The sequence below is a fragment of the Lysinibacillus sp. NPDC093712 genome (genome assembly GCF_050280025.1).
Taxonomy (GTDB): Bacteria; Bacillota; Bacilli; order Bacillales_A; family Planococcaceae; genus Lysinibacillus.
This window is the reverse complement of record NZ_JBNNUU010000004.1, coordinates 361,952-378,798: the sequence shown is the minus strand read 5'-3', so window position 1 is coordinate 378,798 and position 16,847 is coordinate 361,952. Positions and strand designations below refer to the sequence as shown.

The window sequence follows — 16,847 nt, the reverse complement described above, 5'->3', positions numbered from 1 at the left end:
GGAAAGTGAAGAGACACTCTAAGCATAGTTGATGCCGTATGATGAGACTCTTCACTCGCCAATGAAAAGCGCTGTGTAGGGGCTTTGTCCTTGTATATTAATAGGTTGCAAAGTCCAATTCATAAATAGTGCGTGGTCGTCCTTGTTGGTGGGGCATTTCTTCGCCAACAACTTTAGCATAGCCATGATCAACTAATTTTTTGATAATACGTTCAGTCGTACGACGTGTAACTTGTAAGTACTCTGAAAGATTTTGCGCTGTAAATTGTGATGCCTGTCGTTCTTTGCTAAATTGAAAAATTTTAGAAATGTTTAATGGGCTTAAGCTTGTCTGTTTAGCCATTTGTAAAATAAACGGATCTTTTGTTTTTAAAGAGAGCTTACTTTCTGATTTAGGGAATGGACCAGATAAATTTTTATGTTCATCTAAAATATAAATTTCAAAAGGATTGGCAAATTTTAATGCATGTGTAGCATTTTCGGCTGCTTCAAAAATCGAATGTCCATAGCCAAAAGCAAGCCTAAAGGGAACGTCAATTTGTTGTATAAGATGCTGCAAATTTTCTTTTTCGAGTGCATTTTGTAAATGTCCAGCAGTTGTATAAAGCTCAAAATAGTTAGAGCTAATTTGCTTATAGGTTGAATGTGTTGTTGCAGTTATTTGCTGTAAAATATTCGAGCAATGACTAGTTTCAGGAATATCTAAAAATCCAACGGCAGCCTTTGCGGATTCGGATTTAGTAAGAAGAGATTGTGATTTCGTTTCTTCTAGACATTGTATAATGGAACTTGTTGCATCTAGCATTCGCATAGCAGGAATGTTTCGTAGCTGCAATTCATCAAATACTGCATGAATGCTTGTAACGATATAGTCAATTTTTTTGGACTCCCATAGAGCGATATGCTTTTGCAAAATATCGTCAGCCGTTTCTGTAATTGAAATAGAATGAACATATGGTTTTGTACCGGTGTATTCTATCTCCGTTAGAACGTTATCAACGAATATAGGGTGCATGACATCGATAGAAAGCCTTTGTAAAGGAATTGTCTTGTTCGCTATAAGAGATAATAAAGTCGTAGAAATTGTCATCTCATCTTGTTTTAAATAATTCCATGGAATCGGTAATGTCGCTAAAGATGTTTGTGCATGTAAATACGGTAATGTTCCTCCAAATAATAGTGCATCACAGGGCTTAATTTGTTTTAACAAAGACGGTGCATCAGAAGGTTGATTGTAAAGATAAAATTCTATTTGAATATTCTCTATGTTTTGTGCGATACTAAGGATACGCTTCATAAAAGCTTTAGAACAAATAATTGCTATTTTTGTAGACAAAGGCATCAGTCCTTTTCTAATATTTTTTAAATAATTAACGACGTATTAACGACAAATATAAATTATACAGGAGTATGATATAAAATGAAAATCCAACAAGTAGAAATTTTTGCAATTCAATTACCGCTTATTGATCCTTTTATTATTAGCTATGCTACTTATGATACAATGCCTTCTATCATTTTGAAAATAACAACTGATACAGGCATTGTTGGATATGGAGAAGCAGTACCTGATGAACATGTTACAGGTGAGTCGTGGGAAAGTACGTATGCAATTTTAAAACACCAACTTGTACCTGCAATCATTGGAGAAGATCCTATGGCCTTTGAGATGCTTCACGATAAAATGAATCACATCGTAAAAGATGTACCCGCTGCTAAAGCGGCGATCGATATTGCCTGTTTTGATATTGCTGGTAAAGCATTACAGGTTCCAGTTTATCAGCTACTTGGCGGTCGTTATCATGAAAAATTCCCAATTACACATGTGTTGAGTATCGGCACGCCTGAAGAAATGGCAAATGAGGCAGCTAAACGCGTGGAAATGGGCTATCAATCATTTAAAATGAAGGTGGGAACGGAAGTTAGACGAGATGTTGCCCGCATAAAAGCAGTACGTGAACGTGTAGGTGAGGATATTGCAATACGTGTAGATGTAAACCAAGGGTGGGGAAATGCTTCTACAACATTACAAGGTTTACGAGCACTAAAGGATTTAAATATCGACTGGTTAGAACAGCCTGTTGATAGTGAAGATATTGATGGAATGGTAGAAATTAAATCGAAATCCGATGTACCGTTAATGATTGATGAGGGACTTCGTGGAGTACGTGAAATGCGTGAAATCATTTTGAAACGTGCCGCAGACAAAGTGAATATTAAATTAATGAAATGCGGTGGGATTTACCCTGCTATGAAATTAGCGGTAATGGCGGAAATGGCAGGCATTGAATGTCAAATTGGTTCAATGGTTGAGTCTTCTGTAGGATCTGCAGCTGGTTTCCATGTAGCATTTTCTAAAAAAATTATGACAAGTGTAGAATTAACAGGTCCATTAAAATTCTCAAAGGACATCGGCAATTTATACTATGATGTTCCGTTCATTTGTTTAACAGAAAAACCTGGCTTAGGTGTAGATATAGATGAAGAAATACTTAAGGAACTATGCAAATTTTCAACAACCGTAACAGCTTAAGGGGGCTTCAACATGGAAAGAATTTATGAAGGAATACTCGGGGAAACGCCTTTTTATGTTACTCAATTACAGCTGCAGCATTTACCAGCAATACAGAAATTACAGCAAGAGGTATACGAAACATTAGCGGATCAAAGTATTTTACAGCCATTAACTACAGAAGAATTCGAATACATTTTGCAGGGAAATGGTTTGATGGTAGGGGCATACGTTAATAATGCGTTGATCGGTTTTCGAGCATTATTGAATCCGCCTATTGATGATGAGCACCTTGGATATGATTGCGGCATTGCTGAGGATCAATTCCATCGCGTGTTATATCAGGAGATATCAAATGTTTCACCACATTATCGTGGCTACGGATTACAAAAAACGTTAGCGACTATTGTGATGAATGAAATTGATTTGGATTGCTATGACTATGTTTGCTCTACGGTTAAACCTTATAATATTCCAAGCTTAAAAGATAAGTTTTCTCAATCGCTCGTAATAAAGGGTTTGAAGATTAAGTATGTTGATAAATTACGCTATGTCTTTTATAAGAATCTACAACAGGAGCAACCTGTATATACTGAAAAAAGAGCTGTTTTGATGAGAGATACGGCTTTACAGCAGCAATTTTTGAAAGAGGGCTATACGGGGACTGCAATGTATGAAGAACAAAATGATTGGTTCGTTGTCTATGAAAAATAACGGTAATGTTAATTAACATATATAGAGCTATTTAAATAAAAAGAAGGCCTTACTTTTTTCACGCAAATGTGAGAGTAAGGCTTTTTGTTATTTCTTAAGTGGACAAAATCCACAAGCAAGTAGGCCGGGAATATCCTTTGAAAAGCAGCAAGATTTTCGGACAGGAACATTAACTAACTTTGTAGGGCTCTGACCGCCAGTATATTCCGCCCACCATGATTTTTGTGAAATGCGAGCCCATGTTTTTGGGTTCTCTAAAATTTCAATATCATCCATTGCTTGATCTGCCAAGCCGGGGTTAGACAGCAGTATATGATAATGCCAAAGGAGGTAGCCAAAAAAGTTTTCCCAAATTGTTAAGGGTGAAATCGATGTTACTTTGCGCAGTTGCTGAACGATAACATGCCCGTCGTATAATATTTTTTCAATGACTGATTGTCGCTCCTCTTCATCCACATAACGCCAATCGTTAGGATTAACAAACATTGCGACAGTAAAGCTATTGAATTCCTTAGCTGCATCAAAGCGAATTTCAATTGGTTTTCCATCCCATACTTCATCGTAGGCAGCAAGCATATAAAGCTGCATAGCGAAAAACATACCATAGCGACGTGCAAAATGGGAAATGGCTGCTGTTTCTGTTGCAGCATCTGTAATGCCCATCATTAGATTTAAAAAATCAGGATGGTAGAAGTCTTTATGTATATCAGCCAATGTAAATAACGTTCGTTTTGGCTCCGTTGTATAAATACTGTAGGAATTCAGTTGTCTGACTTGATCCATCGTTAAAGCGGGCATTGTCATCACCTTTTCTTTTCAATCATTAACTTCAATTATAAGTTATTCATTTTTACTTCACAAATGGAATGCAATATAGTAAAATACATTAAACATATCTGAAAGGTAGGTTTTGAAATGTCATTGCCACATGCAATTCCAAGGCCGCTCGTACGACTCAATCAGTGGACGATACTGTTAAGTGTCATACTGACATGGCTAACAGGGTTTGAATGGATATTAGCGATTCCTTTAGTAGCAAATTTACTCGGTGTATTATGTAATTTTAATCCAATCATCCGATTTGGAAAGCTATTTTTGAAAAAAGCTTCTACAGCGTATATACCAGAGGACGCACAGCAACAAAAGTTTAATTCAAGTATTGCAAGCATATGTTTAGCTGGGGGTCTTGTCGCCTTTTTGTTTAATTGGCAAGTAGTAGGGTATGTGTTTACAACGATGGTAGCAATCGCTTCATCAGTTGCAATTGCAGGGTTTTGTATTGGTTGCTTTTTGCATTTTCAGCTAAAGCAATGGCAATATAGGCGGACACTTAAGAAAGCATGATATTCATTAAAAAAGTTTTAAGATAACAGTTGACATTTTAACTGATAATGATTATCATTATCATTGTAAAGATTATTCCTTCTCTGCAAAACAAGTGTAGAGAGGATGAACTTTAGCTACTTTTCTCCAGAAGTTTGCTAGTTCATAAAGCGCTCCTAAAACCCCCCTCATTTTTTGGGAACGTAAAATCTCTAGACGGCTTATTCATAACGGAATGAGCCGTCATTTTTTTTATGTGTAAATAGTTCAACAGCCTTTGTTAAGTTGACTGCTCAGAAGGGGTAGATTGTTGGGAAACGCTTTTCTTTCCAAGCACCATCGTATAGTAGCTATGCAACAACATACCAACAATAATAATACCAAGTCCAGCAAGAGCAATTGGCTCTGGAAACGCAATTCCAAGTAGTAACGCCTCACCAATAATGACAAATAGTATTTCAGTTGATTGAGTCGCCTCAACAGCGGCTAGTTTGCCTTGATGTTCACGAACGCGATCAGTTGCGATGAAAAATAGAATAGTTGCAATTACACCTGAGCTAATCCCAACTAGTAGTGATTGTAGAACTTGACTTAATGAAGGCAGTCCAACTGTTAAAATGGCGTAAATGGCCATTACAATCCATGCCGGCATTGAAGCAACTGTCATTCCAAGTACCCGCTGGAATGTATCAACACGTCCCCCGCAAACCTCCATCATTTTGCGATTACCGAGTGGGTAGGCAAATGCAGCGACTACAACAGGTAAAATCCCTAATAATAGATTTTTTGTTGGAACAGACTGTGCCTGTGGTACTTGAATAAGTAAAATTCCTGCTAAAATAACACATGAAATAAGCAAAGAAATTACCGGGATTTTTTGACGCACCGTTTTTCCAGCAATTACTGTTACAAAGAGGGGTGCGAGTAGAACACCAGCGACAATCGTAAATTGCCATGTTCCAGAAACGAGCCAGCCCGGACCAAATGCAGCAGCAAATGTAATGGGTGCATAAAATAGCACGAAGCCAACGAAGCTCCATAGTAGCCATGCTCCAGGTCTACTTTTCATTTCATTAGTTAGTTGCCTAAAGCCTTTACGGTAAAAGACGATGGCTAGTAAAAATGGCAACATGAAGAAATAACGAAGTGAAGCACTCCATAGCCAACTGCCTCCTTGCATTTCCATCGCATGATTTAAAATAAATGTCACTGCAAAAAAAAGTGAAGCTAAAATTCCTAATGCAATTTCTTTCAAAATCCATCATCCTAACTTTTATGTAATTTGAAAATTCAGTTATTATTGTAGAGAAATCACCATCGACATAATGGGCAATTTTTAATTTGCTTCAACAGAGGACGCTAATGCCATAAAAGGTGAATAAATGCCATATTCGAGCGGTTTACAGTGAAGATTCACCAACAATCAAAGGGCCCAGCATATGTAGTAGATTTTTAAGTAGCCTTTCGAGCGGGCTATAAGAAATGTGGACACAATTATGCCGAGACATAATTGATTATTAAAATAAAAATCCGCGTTGACTCCTAACAAAGAGCAAATGCACGGGCCTAGTAGCTTTACTAGTCGTACCTTACCCATCAGGAGCGAAGCGGATTTTAGTATCTTGAAGACTTTTTAGAAAGTCCTCGTGTTAATTTGTTTCTTATCGCTCGAATTTAAAAATGACTTATTTGCCTTGCTGTTCAAATAATTGCACGATTTCAATAATAACTTGTGTAGCTTTTTCCATTGTTTCGGCAGATACATATTCGTATTTACCATGCATGTTCTCGCCACCTGCAAAAATATTTGGGGTTGGTAAGCCCATATAAGAAAGTTGAGAGCCATCAGTACCACCACGAATCGGTAATGTATTCGGTGTAATATCTAATTTTTCCATTGCTTGACGTGCAATGTCAACAATTTCTTTTACAGGTTCAATTTTTTCACCCATGTTATAGTATTGATCCTCGATAGAAATTGTTAGTGCATCCTTACCAAACTGAGCTTGTATTTTGGCAGCAGCATCACGCATTAATTGCTTTTTCGCCTCAAATTTTTGACGATCATGGTCACGGACAATATAAGAAAGCTCTGTATGTTCAATAGCGCCTTTAAAGCCCATTAAATGGATAAAACCTTCATAGCCTTCTGTTTTTTCAGGTACTGCATCTGTAGGCATTTCGTTTTGGAAAGCAATAGCCATTGTGATAGAGTTGACCATTTTATTTTTCGCCGAACCTGGGTGTACGCTTGTTCCTTTTGTGATAACTTTAACACCTGCAGCATTAAAGCTCTCATACTGAAGTTCACCTAGTGGTCCTCCATCCATTGTATATGCGTAATCAGCTCCGAATGCAGCGACATCAAATTTATGCGGTCCACGGCCAATTTCCTCATCAGGAGTGAACGCTACACGTAATTTACCGTGCTTAATTGAAGGATTATTTATTAAATATTCCATAGCAGTTATAATTTCAACAATGCCCGCTTTATCGTCCGCACCTAAAAGTGTCGTACCATCTGTTGTAATTAGTGTTTGCCCAATGTAATTTTTTAGTTCAGGGAATTCAGTTGGAGACATGGCTAAATTTTCGTTTAATTGAATGTCACCGCCATCATAATTGTCAATTCGTTGCGGATTAACATTTGTACCAGTATAGTCTGTTGCTGTATCCACATGCGCTAAAAAGCCGATAGTCGGTACTTCTTTATCTGTATTTGCTTCAAGTGTTGCAAATAAGTAGCCATTGTCATCTAATGTAATGTCTGTTAAGCCGATTGCGGCAAGTTCATCCTTCAATACATGCAATAAGTCAAATTGCTTTTGAGTGGAAGGAGTTGTTTCACTTGTGAAGTCTGATTGTGTATCAATTTTTGCGTAGCGAATTAATCGCTCGATTACTTGTTCTTTCATAGAATATACGGCCTCCTTTGTAGGTGTCTGGCACTCAAACAATTCTGAATTGTTTGAGTGCCAGGCACTTTCATTGTACCACTTTACTTCGGATTTCGGAATATTGAAGGATGCTCAATGCAATAAGTATTTGAGCACTATAATATGTCATCATAATAACTTCATGTGAAAAAGGTAATGGCATAACAAATTTATTAATCGCTAAATAGGAATCCGATGCGATAAATAATATTGCGCCAATAATAGCGAAAGTAGAACGAGTGCGAATGGCAGTCCAGCCCATTGTTAAAATGATTGAAATATACGCTAAAACTGCAAAAGTAAGTATAGTTTCACCAGATTTAAAGACAGTAGTGGCAATCCAGCTCGCCATTAATACACCATATAGCAGTAATACAATCTTTGCCCAAGTCGGTACGGACTGTTCATTTGTACTTGAAAAGGCAAAAATATAAAAAATATGGCCAATTAAGAAGCTTGTAAGACCAATAAGAAACCATTGTAATGTGTAGTCACCTACCATACAAAATAGTAGCCCAATAATTATTAACAGTTGATATTTTTTAATTGATTGTGCTTTTTTGGTTGCAGCCATAATTATAATCAAAATCATAGGAATGACTTTGAATATTAGTTTCAAACTTTGGTCAATATGTGAAAAGAAAAAAATATAATAAAGACCAAATAGTATGATGAACGTTAACAAAATTTTTCTAGCCAAGTTTTTCAGCTCCTTTACATTGAAATTCTCTATCGTTGTTTAAATTTCCTTTTTCAAGTATAAGCTCTTTACCTCGCAATGTTCTTCTATTAAGTGTCCAATTCAATTTATGTTTGAAACTTTTTCAATATGTAACCGTAAATAAGTAGACAGTAAGTGAGGAGAGGGTGAACGGTATGACTAAGCTATTAATAGCTTCTGCAGTCATTGCATTAATTGCGAGTGTACTATTAACACCGCTAATAACGAAGAAGCGTGAAGATGGTGAATCGAAAAAAGTAGTTGGTTACTTTTTTATTGGTGTCTTTGTAATTGGATTTATAGCGTCGGGTATTACGCTGTATGTTACAAAAATTGATGTTAACTGGCTTGTCTTTTGGCCAGTAATTATATTACTCACTTTATGTGGTGCATTTCTTGCAAGTGGTATTGAAAGAAAGATTAAAGGTGTTTTATTTTTAGCAAGCTTAGTTGTTGGGGTCTATGTATTGTCCGCACCACTGTGGAATGCTAACGATAAATTTAAATCAGCGGAAATGAAAGAAGAGGTTGAAATTAAGCCGTTTGATGAAACGCAAACACCAGCGAGTGTCCCGCCTAAATTCGTCCGAAATAAAATGAAAAAGGCATTTGGGCAAGTACCAAATACAAGTTATTACGAGCTAGGACGTTTACAAATTCAAAAAGTAAATGGTGAGTATGTTTATATCGCACCAGTTGAATTTTCTGGGTTCTTTAAATGGATGAATGGTAAAACGACACCAGGTTATTTTACGATGAGTGCGACGGACTCAGCTGACAATCCTAAATTTATCCCGCAGGAAATGAAATACGTTCCTTCTGCGTTTTTAAATGCTAATTTAGAGCGTCATATGCGCTTGCAACATCCATTCCTTATATTCTATGGAGATGTTCAGCTAGAAATTGATGATGACGGTAAACCATACTATATCCGTTCGTATGGGGAGTTTATTTCTGCACGAAATGGTTTTGATGTACAGGGCATTGTACTTGTAGATGCATTATCAGGCAAATCTGAGCTTGTAAAATTAGATGATGTTCCGGCGTTTATTGATGGTGCCGTTTCACCAGAGACAGTAAGTTTACAAAATAGCTATTATGGAAAATACGTTCATGGTTATTGGAATAGTATGTTTGGTAAGAAAGATGTCAAATTACCTTCGGATGAAGGCACAGAATCAAATGTCAGCCCAATATTCGATGAGGCAGGCGATATGTATTATTTCACTGACTTCACAAGTCCGAAAGAGGGCGTGGATTCAATGCTTGGCTACTCATTAACGAATGCTCGAACTGGGGAAGCGACATATTACACAGGAAATCAAGATGAATCTTATATGGATTCACAAGGGAATTTGCAAATTATTGAAAAGAAATTTATTGAGAAAAAGTGGGCAGGAGAAATGCCTGTATTGTATAACTTTTATGGGGAGGCAAGTTGGTTAACAGCAGTGCTCGATGCGAATGGCTTCTTACAAAATTATTTCATCGTGTCCGCAGCGAATCCTGAAATTTCAGCTTATGCAACTACACCGAAAGAAGCGTTGAAACTATATAAAACAGCACTAAGCCGTGGTGGAAGTACGGTTGATGGTAGTTCAAATGCAGAAGAGAAAAATGCAAGTGGAACAGTACTGCGCGTTTATAAGGAACGCCTCGGTGACTTTACCATCGTATCGTTTTTACTGAATAATGGTGAAAACTATTTAGTAAGTGCAGAAACGGAGCCTCTTGCAATTTATTTACAAGAAGGTGACGAAGTAATATTAACTTATGGGAATACAGGAGAGCAATTTTTACCAGTACGCTCGCTAATAATTAAAGGTTTACAATAAACAAAAGACGATCAGCACAATGAATTTTGTTGTCTCGATCGTCTTTTTTATGTAGTCTGATTCTCGATGTAACGTAGCAGCTTTTCTTTATGATTAGAAAAGAGTGTTGCGGCGTGATCATTTAAAGCGAAAATCTCCTGAATATAGCTTTGTAACAAATTATTTTCGTACTCCAATGAATGGGCTGTTTCGTTAGCTATAATATGCTCCAATAAAAGTGCATGCAGCACAACCACTTCTAGGTTCTGAGTATTTGTCACAAATTTTAAGTTTAAAATGGTTGTATAGGAAACGAATTGATCGACATATGCAATAGCTTCTTTGTATTGATTGAGGTCGATATGTTGTTCAAGTCGCTTTCTTAAAAGTAAGCACTCGTTATTTAAGTCTTGGATTTTTAAAAATAAACCTCTTACGCTTCTCTTATGTTGTTGTTCTAGGGTACGGGCAAGATGCTTATTAACAAAGGACATTTTTACAAAACTCCTTTCGAGATAGGGTCCTTCTATTAATATTAATGGAAATGTTGGAAAAGGAAAGAGTCTTTTCGTTTAATTTGTACCTGAATTTAACATATCAATCAAGTCAAAAATACTAGGTTGGCAATAAAAAAACGTTAAAAATATGAAAAAAGTGGAGTTATTATCAGACGATAGTAACCCCACTTAAGTAATGTCATTTCCAATTAAATCCTTTTTTTGCTAGGAAGCTAGTAATGTGTGGACGACGCTGTTCAACTAAAAAATCAGCCATTTGCTTTGTCCAATTATCAATTTTACGATTTGAGGAACGACTATTGTAGTATGCTTCCATTGTTTCATTATAAGCAGGTAACAGTTCCTCATATTTTTCTGTATTGTATGCATTTTCATGGAGGATAGCAGCCACTGGTAAACGAGGTTTAACCTCATTGCGTCGAGCTGGAACGCCTATTGTTAAACCGAACAATGGGAAGACATAGTCCGGTAAATTAAATAAATCACTAATTTCTTCAGGCTTATTACGTACACCGCCTATATAACAAATACCGTATCCCATAGATTCAGCTGCAATAACAAAATTTTGTGCAAATAATGATACATCCGCTACGCCAACAAGAACGTTCTCAGCCGAATCTGCAACAATATCAATACCTTCTAATTTCCCTGCCATTTGTAGTCGTTTAAAGTCTACACAAAATACAAAAGCACCACCAGAGGTTTCGTATTGACGTGGATTTCCTGATAGCAAACCTAGCTTTTCTTTTTTCTCCTCGTCTGTTACCCAAATTACGCTATATGCTTGTACAAAGTGAGAAGTTGCTGCCATCTGTGCAGTAGCAATTAAATCCTCAACGATTTCTTTAGATATAGGATTCCCATCATAAATACGAACCGAAGAGTGGTTACGTAATAATTCTTTAACCATCTATAAAGTCCCCTTTTCCCAATTAATATACCAAGAGCATATCACGATTTATAGCTAAAATCGAATCAAATCCAATATAAAAGAATGTGAACGTTTAAGATGAAACTATTTTCAAATAATTAAGACTAATACTTAATTCACTCGTAAAGTAAAATATTTTGTTAGATATAGCTTAAATGTTCTGAATAGTGTAAAATTATGTATGACGACAGGTTATTTATCTCCTGTTTTTTTACATTGGTTGGGTGTACCGATGTGAAGGACAAATAATCTAGTTGAAGTAAATAAATGTGGGATGGAGGAATAAGGAATGGATGAAAAGTTAGCAAAAAAGCTTCGTAATGAACAATTACGGAACAAAGTCGTATCAGCAGAAGAAGCAGCATCTTGGATTAAGGACGGCATGGTACTTGGTATGAGTGGGTTTACACGTGCAGGTGACGTAAAAGTGGTACCGCTTGCACTTGTTGAGAAAGCAAAAACAGAAAGCTTCAAGGTAGATGTATATACAGGTGCATCACTTGGACCTGAAGTTGACCAATACTTAGCAGAAGCTGGTGTTATTCGCAAGCGCGGGCCTTTCCAAGGAGACGCAGGCATTCGAAACATGATTAATAGTGGGGAAGTTACTTATGTTGATGCCCATTTATCACACAATGCTGAATTAGTACGTCAGGGCATTATTGGTCCGATTGACTTTGCTATTATTGAAGCTGCTGCTATTACAGAAGATGGCTTATTAATTCCTACAACTTCAGTTGGTAACTCTCCGATTTTCGTACAAGAAGCAGACCAAGTTATCATCGAGCTAAACGTAGCACAGCTTGATGCATTAGAAGGTGTGCATGATATTTTTGTTCCAGGGCCACAAGGTAAACGTGATCCAATTCCAATGCTAAATGTGTCAGATCGACTTGGTACAATTGGCATTCCACTTAATTTAGACAAAGTAAAAGGTATTGTTATTTCAGATATTTTGGATGCGCCATCAATGATTGTTCCGGCTGATGAAGAAACAGATATTATGGCAAATCATCTACTGAATTTCTTAAGAGAAGAAATTAAAGTAGGTCGTTTAACGACGAGTTTACGCCCACTACAATCAGGTGTAGGTTCAGTGGCGAATGCTGTATTATTAGGTTTCAAAGATTCCGAGTTTGAAAATTTAGAAGTTTATTCGGAAGTACTACAGGATGCTGTATTTGAATTAATGGATGCTGGAAAAGTAAGCTTTGCATCTGCTACATCTATTACCCTATCTGAAAAAGTAGGAAACCAAGTTTACGGAAATTTTGAAAAATATGCAGATAAATTAGTGTTACGACCACAGGAAATTTCTAATCACCCAGAAATTATCCGTCGACTCGGCTTGATCTCTGTAAATACAGCGCTTGAATTAGATATTTATGGGAATGTAAATTCAACTCATGTTTCTGGCACAAAGATGATGAATGGTATTGGAGGTTCTGGAGATTTTGCTCGTAACGCACGATTAGGTATTTTCGTGACAAAATCGTATGCAAAAGGTGGGAAAATTTCTAGTATCGTTCCAATGGTTTCGCATGTAGACCATACTGAACATGATGTGGATGTTATCGTAACAGAGCAGGGCGTTGCAGACTTACGAGGTCTAGCACCTAAAGAGCGTGTCGGTCTAATCATTGAAAACTGTGCACATCCTGATTATAAAGAGCAATTATGGGCTTACTTTAATGACGCAAATGAAGCAACAGGTGGTCACCATACACCGCATGATTTAGAAAAAGCACTTTCTTGGCATGTGAATTTAGCAAAGAATGGTACAATGTTAGATCCATCATTTGCAAAATAATATATTTAAAAAGTGTTAGATTGACTGCTATCGATCTAACACTTTTTGCTGTGCGTTGATGTCTACTTCACGGGTAAACGTCAGCCAAAATCGTCGCTGCCGCGCTGTCAGTTGCGTCTGAAGTTTGTACTGCTGCCGCAGGAGTCACCGTCCTCGCTACTACCAACTAGTATCCTCAAAGTTATGTCCCATCTTCTTGTTTTATGCTGATTTTTTAAAGGCAGATGTTACTTTCGGTTCTGTTCCTTGGAATAGCCTTTTAATATTTTCAATATGCAAGATGAACGCTATGCATAAAAGTAGAATGGAAATAATAGTTGGGCCAATTCCAGGTATCCATAAATAAGTTGCCGTACAAAATACAATATAAAATTCTAACACACCGACGATTAAATAGTTTGTAGCGAAAGATAAAATCACAAATAATATAAGTGCACATAAAGCAATTTTCCAATCGACAGCAAGTAAAATCCCAATAATGGAGGCAGTACCTTTGCCACCTTTAAAGCCCATATGGAATGGGAAGTTATGCCCTAAAATAACACTAGCAGCCATTGTATAGATTAAGAGCCACGTTTGTATTTCAGTGAATTGTGATGCATTAGAAGAAAAGTAGTAGATGGCACAGAGAATAGCACCGACGCCTTTGCCAATATCAATTAGTGCCACTAATAGGCCGTATTTCCAGCCAAGAGAAAGCGTTGCGTTTGAGGCACCAGCATTGCCATGACCAGTCTTTTTTAAATCTACACCCGATAGAAATTGTGCTACTTTAGATCCGTGGATACAGCCGATTAAATAACCAATGATAATAATAATAAAAAAAATAATGGCTTTTTCCATAAAAAATGCTCCTTTCATTTTTATTTTTTAATATAGTGTATGTGCTCTTATTACGTAAATTAGCAGACAGAAGTTTCAGAAAAAAATAAATTTTACTGTTGACAGAAAAAAAGTCTATGTTTATACTGTGTAACAACGATGGAAATTGAATCACATACTCTTATCAAGAGCGGCGGAGGGATAGGCCCTATGATGCCCGGCAACCAGTGAGTGACGAACTTGCTAAGGTGCTAATTCCTACAGATTCTTACTTGGATCTGGCAGATAAGGGGAGGAAAACTTGCAACCGCAACCCTCTTCTTAACTGAAGAGGGTTTTTGTTTTCTACACATAAATCCTCCTCATCTCCGGTACCATCGTAAAACCATTAAGGAGGAAGAAAATATGTCGAATTTCAAACCAGAAACATTACTATTACACGGTGGTCAAGAGCCTGATCCAGTGACGGGTTCTCGAACTGTACCAGTGTACCGTTCAACAGCTTTCGTATTTAAAGACACTGCTCATGCGCAACGTCTTTTTGCATTAGAAGAAGCGGGCAATATTTACACACGTATTACAAATCCAACTGTAGATGTTTTTGAAAAACGCATCGCTTTATTGGAAGGCGGTACAGCAGCAGTAGCACTTTCATCAGGTGCAGCAGCTATCGCATTTTCAATTTTAAATCTAGCAAGTGCAGGGGATGAAATCGTAGCAGCAAGCTCTTTATACGGAGGAACATATAACTTATTAGCAAATACCCTACCAAACTACGGTATTAAAACAATTTTTGTAGATGAAACAAACCCTGAGAACTTCCAATCTGCGATTAATGAAAACACAAAAGCAGTGTTTGCTGAAATTTACGGCAATCCAAGTTTAAAGGTTTTAGATGTAGAAGCAGTAGCAGCGATTGCACATGAAAATGGCTTGCCATTAATTATTGATAGCACATTTGCTTCACCATATGGCGCAACGCCAATCGACTTTGGTGCAGATATAGTTGTTCACTCAGCAACAAAATGGATTGGTGGTCATGGTACAACTTTAGGTGGCGTTGTTGTAGATGCTGGGAAATTTGATTGGACACAAGGTAGATTCCCTAGATTTACAGAGCCAGACACATCGTATCATGGATTGCGATATGGTATTGATACTGCAGCGGCTGCATTTGCCACAAAACTGCGTGTGCAATTACTACGTGATTTTGGTCCAACATTAAGTGCTGATGCTGCATTTAACTTACTACAAGGTTTAGAAACGCTTCATTTGCGTATTCCTAAACATAATGAGAATGCGTTAGCAGTTGCTGAATATTTACGTAACCACCCATCTGTGGAATATGTAAATTATAATGGATTAGAGGATTTTGCTTCCCATGACTTAGCGAAGAAATACTTGAAAAATGGCTTCGGTTCAGTGCTTACATTTGGCATTAAAGGTGGACGAGAAGCAGGGCGTCAGCTAATAGACAGCGTGAAACTATTCTCGCATGTAGCAAACGTTGGAGATGCAAAATCGTTAATTATTCATCCAGCATCTACAACCCATCAACAATTATCTGCAGAGGAACTAATCCAAACTGGCGTATCCGAGTCGCTCATTCGCTTATCAATCGGTTTAGAGGCAGTTGAGGATATTATTGCAGACTTAGAACAAGCAATTGCACAAGTAACACCTACTGAACAAAAAGTAGAAGCTTAACATAAATTGATAAATTAGATTCATGTCGTAGCGTTAACGTATTTTCTCATTCGAAATGCCTCATTTGGTAATGCGTGTAACGTTGCTACATCAATCATTACCTCATTCGGTAAGTTATCTGAAATTTCCTATAAATAATACCTAGTATTTTTATAAGTATTGTTGACTTGATTAAAACCATGCTATATACTAGGGATTAAGTTGAATGTTCGAATGGCTACCAACCTAGAACAATTTTAAAGAGTGTCGATGTTACGTAATTCTAAATGCCGCTACAGTTTAGGCGGTAACAATTAATTTGTTTTCATAAGTGCTCCCCCACTTTTGAATAAATATATGAAAAGAGTGTAGCTACATAGCCAGTAGCTACGCTCGCTTAAAAAACTGATCGAAAAGGAGTGTTTTAAATGGGAAATGTTTATCGTGCACAAAATGTTACAGCTTATATAATTTATGAATTAAATGAAAGTCAACATTTTGTGAACAACCTATCCATTCAAAACTTACTTTCGACAGTTGAAACAAAATGGCAACAAACTTTTGGACATAGTGCTTTTGAAGAAATCGTATATGCTAAAGAAGAAGGCTATATAGTCAAAGAAGTTTTTGAAGAGTATGAAGCTTACGGTACAAGCCATATTGCACTACCAGCGACAGAATATTATTTAAAATACGGATCGTTTCAATTAATTGAACGCACATATGCGGTACCGGACTTTACACAAGAAGAAATAAAGCTAGTGCAATCAGCTTTAGCGCAATATCGTTATCGATTATTTTTACAAGCAAGTTAACTTTCCCTTATATTTTTTAGCTCATTCTCTACTGCTATAGGGAATGAGCTTTTTGTTGCGTTTTCGTTATTTGTGAAATTAGTTACTGCTTTTCAAAAACAGCTTATTCTATAACGGGTATCTTCATACATATATAATAGAAGAAAGGCATTTCTTTTTTTATAAGAATTCGTCAAGAGTTGTTCGAAAATTATAGATTTATTAATAAAACGTATAATAAAGGCAATGAAACCGATTTCTTTTGC

General features: G+C 36.9%; 15 protein-coding genes and 1 riboswitch. Of the genes, 7 read left to right on the top strand and 8 right to left on the bottom strand.

Annotated elements, in window-relative coordinates; translation table 11 throughout:
• Nucleotides 1-97 precede the first annotated feature (97 nt).
• Nucleotides 98-1,342: a hypothetical protein gene (locus tag ACQKNX_RS17215; protein ID WP_427429928.1), complete on the bottom strand. Its 1,245-nt coding sequence runs from the start codon at nucleotides 1,340-1,342 to the stop codon at nucleotides 98-100.
• A 78-nt stretch (nucleotides 1,343-1,420) separates the two neighbouring features.
• On the opposite strand from ACQKNX_RS17215, the gene ACQKNX_RS17210 reads away from it, so the two are divergent.
• Complete coding sequence (locus ACQKNX_RS17210; protein ID WP_427429927.1) at nucleotides 1,421-2,533, top strand: mandelate racemase/muconate lactonizing enzyme family protein; 1,113 nt, start codon at nucleotides 1,421-1,423, stop codon at nucleotides 2,531-2,533.
• Between the two features lie 12 nt (nucleotides 2,534-2,545).
• Entirely contained in the window at nucleotides 2,546-3,226 is a 681-nt protein-coding gene (locus tag ACQKNX_RS17205) for a GNAT family N-acetyltransferase (protein WP_427429926.1), read from the top strand.
• Nucleotides 3,227-3,313: 87 nt separating this feature from the next.
• Here ACQKNX_RS17205 and ACQKNX_RS17200 read toward each other — a convergent pair whose 3' ends face one another.
• Nucleotides 3,314-4,024, bottom strand: coding sequence for a Fe-S oxidoreductase (locus tag ACQKNX_RS17200; protein ID WP_427429925.1), 711 nt, complete (start codon nucleotides 4,022-4,024; stop codon nucleotides 3,314-3,316).
• Between the two features lie 117 nt (nucleotides 4,025-4,141).
• Here ACQKNX_RS17200 and ACQKNX_RS17195 point away from each other — a divergent pair, with 117 nt between their 5' ends.
• The gene (locus ACQKNX_RS17195; RefSeq protein ID WP_427429924.1) at nucleotides 4,142-4,570 is read left to right on the top strand and encodes a DUF4395 domain-containing protein; all 429 of its coding nucleotides are present in this window, start codon (nucleotides 4,142-4,144) and stop codon (nucleotides 4,568-4,570) included.
• Nucleotides 4,571-4,829: 259 nt separating this feature from the next.
• Here ACQKNX_RS17195 and ACQKNX_RS17190 read toward each other — a convergent pair whose 3' ends face one another.
• From ACQKNX_RS17190 to ACQKNX_RS17180, 3 genes are all read right to left on the bottom strand, one after another.
• Complete coding sequence (locus tag ACQKNX_RS17190) at nucleotides 4,830-5,804, bottom strand: DMT family transporter (RefSeq protein WP_427429923.1); 975 nt, start codon at nucleotides 5,802-5,804, stop codon at nucleotides 4,830-4,832.
• Nucleotides 5,805-6,234: 430 nt separating this feature from the next.
• A complete protein-coding gene (pepT, locus tag ACQKNX_RS17185; RefSeq protein ID WP_401019462.1) occupies nucleotides 6,235-7,464 on the bottom strand; it encodes a peptidase T in 1,230 nt (409 codons plus the stop codon).
• Nucleotides 7,465-7,534: 70 nt separating this feature from the next.
• Nucleotides 7,535-8,185, bottom strand: a complete 651-nt coding sequence (locus ACQKNX_RS17180) for a lysoplasmalogenase (RefSeq protein WP_427429922.1) — start codon at nucleotides 8,183-8,185, stop codon at nucleotides 7,535-7,537.
• A gap of 176 nt (nucleotides 8,186-8,361) precedes the next feature.
• On the opposite strand from ACQKNX_RS17180, the gene ACQKNX_RS17175 reads away from it, so the two are divergent.
• Complete coding sequence (locus ACQKNX_RS17175) at nucleotides 8,362-10,041, top strand: hypothetical protein (RefSeq protein WP_427429921.1); 1,680 nt, start codon at nucleotides 8,362-8,364, stop codon at nucleotides 10,039-10,041.
• A gap of 47 nt (nucleotides 10,042-10,088) precedes the next feature.
• On the opposite strand, the gene ACQKNX_RS17170 is transcribed toward ACQKNX_RS17175, so the two are convergent.
• Together ACQKNX_RS17170 and chrR are read right to left on the bottom strand one after the other, a co-directional pair.
• Nucleotides 10,089-10,514 carry a hypothetical protein gene (locus tag ACQKNX_RS17170; RefSeq protein ID WP_427429920.1) on the bottom strand — a complete coding sequence of 142 codons (426 nt, stop codon included), beginning with the start codon at nucleotides 10,512-10,514 and terminating at the stop codon, nucleotides 10,089-10,091.
• Between the two features lie 202 nt (nucleotides 10,515-10,716).
• A complete protein-coding gene (gene chrR, locus ACQKNX_RS17165) occupies nucleotides 10,717-11,448 on the bottom strand; it encodes a class II chromate reductase ChrR (protein WP_427429919.1) in 732 nt (243 codons plus the stop codon).
• Nucleotides 11,449-11,758: 310 nt separating this feature from the next.
• Here chrR and ACQKNX_RS17160 point away from each other — a divergent pair, with 310 nt between their 5' ends.
• Nucleotides 11,759-13,279, top strand: coding sequence for a succinate CoA transferase (locus tag ACQKNX_RS17160; protein WP_403055939.1), 1,521 nt, complete (start codon nucleotides 11,759-11,761; stop codon nucleotides 13,277-13,279).
• Between the two features lie 201 nt (nucleotides 13,280-13,480).
• Here the strand turns inward: ACQKNX_RS17160 and ACQKNX_RS17155 are convergent, their stop codons facing one another.
• Complete coding sequence (locus ACQKNX_RS17155) at nucleotides 13,481-14,122, bottom strand: glycerol-3-phosphate acyltransferase (protein ID WP_340821157.1); 642 nt, start codon at nucleotides 14,120-14,122, stop codon at nucleotides 13,481-13,483.
• A 157-nt stretch (nucleotides 14,123-14,279) separates the two neighbouring features.
• Nucleotides 14,280-14,393, top strand: a riboswitch (SAM riboswitch).
• A 113-nt stretch (nucleotides 14,394-14,506) separates the two neighbouring features.
• Between ACQKNX_RS17155 and ACQKNX_RS17150 the strand changes: the two genes are divergently transcribed.
• Entirely contained in the window at nucleotides 14,507-15,808 is a 1,302-nt protein-coding gene (locus ACQKNX_RS17150) for an O-acetylhomoserine aminocarboxypropyltransferase/cysteine synthase family protein (protein WP_427429918.1), read from the top strand.
• A gap of 407 nt (nucleotides 15,809-16,215) precedes the next feature.
• Entirely contained in the window at nucleotides 16,216-16,602 is a 387-nt protein-coding gene (locus ACQKNX_RS17145; RefSeq protein WP_427429917.1) for a hypothetical protein, read from the top strand.
• Nucleotides 16,603-16,847: the final 245 nt, after the last annotated feature.

What these genes read in the sequence shown, in the direction of transcription:
- ACQKNX_RS17195 (WP_427429924.1), top strand. Translation starts at nt 4,142, where the DNA reads ATGTCATTGCCACATGCAATTCCAAGGCCGCTCGTACGACTCAATCAG.
- ACQKNX_RS17215 (WP_427429928.1), bottom strand. Translation starts at nt 1,342, where the DNA reads ATGCCTTTGTCTACAAAAATAGCAATTATTTGTTCTAAAGCTTTTATG.
- ACQKNX_RS17205 (WP_427429926.1), top strand. Translation starts at nt 2,546, where the DNA reads ATGGAAAGAATTTATGAAGGAATACTCGGGGAAACGCCTTTTTATGTT.
- pepT (WP_401019462.1), bottom strand. Translation starts at nt 7,464, where the DNA reads ATGAAAGAACAAGTAATCGAGCGATTAATTCGCTACGCAAAAATTGAT.
- ACQKNX_RS17145 (WP_427429917.1), top strand. Translation starts at nt 16,216, where the DNA reads ATGGGAAATGTTTATCGTGCACAAAATGTTACAGCTTATATAATTTAT.
- ACQKNX_RS17210 (WP_427429927.1), top strand. Translation starts at nt 1,421, where the DNA reads ATGAAAATCCAACAAGTAGAAATTTTTGCAATTCAATTACCGCTTATT.
- ACQKNX_RS17200 (WP_427429925.1), bottom strand. Translation starts at nt 4,024, where the DNA reads ATGCCCGCTTTAACGATGGATCAAGTCAGACAACTGAATTCCTACAGT.
- ACQKNX_RS17160 (WP_403055939.1), top strand. Translation starts at nt 11,759, where the DNA reads ATGGATGAAAAGTTAGCAAAAAAGCTTCGTAATGAACAATTACGGAAC.
- ACQKNX_RS17155 (WP_340821157.1), bottom strand. Translation starts at nt 14,122, where the DNA reads ATGGAAAAAGCCATTATTTTTTTTATTATTATTATCATTGGTTATTTA.
- ACQKNX_RS17170 (WP_427429920.1), bottom strand. Translation starts at nt 10,514, where the DNA reads ATGTCCTTTGTTAATAAGCATCTTGCCCGTACCCTAGAACAACAACAT.
- ACQKNX_RS17150 (WP_427429918.1), top strand. Translation starts at nt 14,507, where the DNA reads ATGTCGAATTTCAAACCAGAAACATTACTATTACACGGTGGTCAAGAG.
- chrR (WP_427429919.1), bottom strand. Translation starts at nt 11,448, where the DNA reads ATGGTTAAAGAATTATTACGTAACCACTCTTCGGTTCGTATTTATGAT.
- ACQKNX_RS17175 (WP_427429921.1), top strand. Translation starts at nt 8,362, where the DNA reads ATGACTAAGCTATTAATAGCTTCTGCAGTCATTGCATTAATTGCGAGT.